General features: G+C 58.8%; 2 protein-coding genes. Both read right to left on the bottom strand.

The window, feature by feature from the left end:
* Nucleotides 1-272: 272 nt before the first annotated feature.
* Nucleotides 273-1,601: a dicarboxylate/amino acid:cation symporter gene (locus T370_RS0121615; protein ID WP_029436979.1), complete on the bottom strand. Its 1,329-nt coding sequence runs from the start codon at nucleotides 1,599-1,601 to the stop codon at nucleotides 273-275.
* Between the two features lie 201 nt (nucleotides 1,602-1,802).
* Nucleotides 1,803-2,189 carry a hypothetical protein gene (locus T370_RS0121610; RefSeq protein ID WP_029436978.1) on the bottom strand — a complete coding sequence of 129 codons (387 nt, stop codon included), beginning with the start codon at nucleotides 2,187-2,189 and terminating at the stop codon, nucleotides 1,803-1,805.
* Nucleotides 2,190-2,645 lie beyond the last annotated feature (456 nt).

Below are 2,645 nucleotides of genomic sequence, written 5' to 3'. Positions count from 1 at the left end.
GGAACCAGGAAAAAGAAGACAGGAAGGTGGAGCAGCTTAAGCTGCTGTAATTCGCCGTAGGCGAATAGCAAAAACCGCTTTGAGCGGTCACCGCGTTTCAAGCCCCCGGCTTTGCCGGGGGTTTTGACAGTCTTTGGAAGAGGAGGGATGGGGGTGTGGGGGAAGGGAGGGGAAACCTTTCTCCAGAAAGGTTTCCCTTCCCCCGGCACTCCGCGCCTCCCCCAAACGTCCTTTTTTTGCACTCTCCCCCCGGCACTCCGCGTTCCCCCAAACTACTTGTCTGCAGGTACAGGCTGGAGCAAACCGTCGTCGGGCAGGAAAGGTTCCTCTTCAATGACAGTGGGCTGATCAAGCTCGGCATGGAGGCGTTGCATATCAAGCGCACCTTCCCACTTGGCGACAACGATGGTCGCCACGGAGTTGCCGACGAGGTTGGTCAGCGCGCGGGCTTCGGACATGAAGCGGTCCACGCCGAGGATGAGGGCGATACCGGCCACCGGGATGGTGGGGATGGTCGCCAGCGTAGCGGCGAGGGTGACGAATCCGGAACCCGTGACCCCGGCCGCGCCCTTGGAGGCCAGCAGCAGTACGGCGAGCAGGGTAAGTTCTTCCTTGAGGCTCAGTTCGATGCCGAGGGCCTGCGCGATGAAGATAGCCGCCATCGTCAGATAAATGGAAGTGCCGTCAAGGTTGAACGAGTAGCCGGACGGGACCACGATGCCCACGATGTCCTTGCGCGCGCCCATGTGTTCGAGCTTCGCCATGAGGGTCGGGAGGGCGGATTCGGACGAGGACGTGCCGAGCACGAGCCACAATTCATGGGCGATGTAGCGCAGCAGCTTGACCAGCGAGAACCCGGTGAGGCGGGCGATGATGTTCAGGACGACAAAGACGAACAACAGGCAGGTCAGGTAGAAGCTGCCCATGAGATAGCCGAGGGAGCCGAGCGTGCCGAGGCCGTACTTGCCCACGGTGAAGGCCATAGCGCCGAACGCGCCGAGCGGGGCGAGCTTCATGATGATGTTGATGATGCCGAACAGGGCCGAGGAAGCCTGACGGATGAGCCCGACGATACCGGCGACGCGCTTGCCGAGGGCGGAAAAGGCCGCGCCGCAGAGCAGGGAAATGAGCAGCACCTGGAGGATGTCGCCATTGGCGAACGCGCCTACGATGGTGCCGGGGATGATGTTCATCAGGAAGTCGATGAAGCCGTTGTGTTGGGCCGAAGCGGTGTACTTGGCGATGGCGGTGGTGTCGAGGGACGCGGGATCGACGTGCATTCCCCCACCCGGCTGGAGGGTGTTGACCACCACAAGCCCGATGATAAGGGCCAGGGTCGTCACCGCTTCAAAATAGATGAGCGCTTTGCCGCCGATACGGCCGAGCTTCTTCATGTCTTCCATGCCCGCGACGCCGAGGACCACGGTACAGAAAATGATCGGCGCGATGATCATCTTGATAAGTTTGATGAACCCGTCACCGAGCGGCTTCATGGCCTGAGCGGTCTGGGGATAGAAATGCCCAAGGGCAATACCAAGGAGAATGGCACAAATAACCTGAAAATAAAGAGAGTTATACAACGGCTTCTTGGGAGCTTCCATGATTTCCTCCTGCGGGCGCCGGGACGAACGGGGAGACCTCCCCCGTTTTCGGGGAGCACGTTCGGCGGGCGCGTGTTTCCGGGTGTCCGCTCGCGGGGAGGACAGAGGATTCTGTCCGTTTCGCGGCGCGGGCGCGACAAGGGCCAAGGGTGGGAGTGTCCTTTGCACGATTGCCGGATGGCGTCATGTGCGGAAAGGCCGTCAGCCGATCATCGCGGGAGGAGGCAGAGGGAATACGACAAGGCCCCGCCAAGAGGGACGGAGAGGGAGGGGGACCACCGCCGGAAGCCCTGCGGACAGGAGCGGCGGGAGCATGGGGGGAGCGGCGCTTTGTCCGGCGTCGTACACCGGGGCGTCGTTGTCCTTTTGGGAAAGTTCGTGCCCGCGGACGTGCGGGACGCGCACCTCCGTCTGGATCAGCAAGGGCTGATAGACGTCTTGAATGACCGTTTCGTATTGCGTCGGAGCGTGGCGGAATGCGCCTTTCTCCGGCTCATGGGCATCGGCGCGCGGGCACCAGCAGCCTGCCGCCAGCAACGTGGCAAACAGGATGAACAGGTGCAGAGGCAGGAAAAGGCGTCTTTTCATGGTCTTTCCGCGCGGCTAAACATGAATAGGGTTTCTTTGATCCTATATCGGCGCTCCCGTTTTGGGTCAAGGGAAAACGGGAAAAAGATGGAGTGAAAAAGAGCACTTGCTGCAAGGCATTTCTGTAACTTGCCTGAATACCATTTGAAAAGAAAACGCTTGCCGGGAAAGAATTTTTCAGGAAATTGGAATGGCGTTACAATATGTCCCTTTTTTCAAAAAAAGAGTGTGTATTAAAAGAATGTTACAAAGCGATACTCTCAAAAACCCGGATTTTGCCATGTCCGCAAAGGAACAGCTTTTGAGGGGTGTGCTTGGTTGTTTGGTCAACAAAGAGAAGCGGAAAGGAAAAGGGAAGAAAAAGTCAAAACCCCCGGCAAAGCCGGGGGCTTGAAACGCGGTAACCGCTCAAAGCGGTTTTTGCTATTCGCCTACGGCGAATTACAGCAGCTTAAG

This window comes from Bilophila wadsworthia ATCC 49260, assembly GCF_000701705.1.
Taxonomy (GTDB): Bacteria; Desulfobacterota; Desulfovibrionia; order Desulfovibrionales; family Desulfovibrionaceae; genus Bilophila; species Bilophila wadsworthia.
The sequence above is the reverse complement of the archived record's forward strand: the minus strand, read 5'-3'. Positions and strand labels throughout refer to the sequence as shown.

What these genes read in the sequence shown, in the direction of transcription:
- T370_RS0121615 (WP_029436979.1), bottom strand. Translation starts at nt 1,601, where the DNA reads ATGGAAGCTCCCAAGAAGCCGTTGTATAACTCTCTTTATTTTCAGGTT.
- T370_RS0121610 (WP_029436978.1), bottom strand. Translation starts at nt 2,189, where the DNA reads ATGAAAAGACGCCTTTTCCTGCCTCTGCACCTGTTCATCCTGTTTGCC.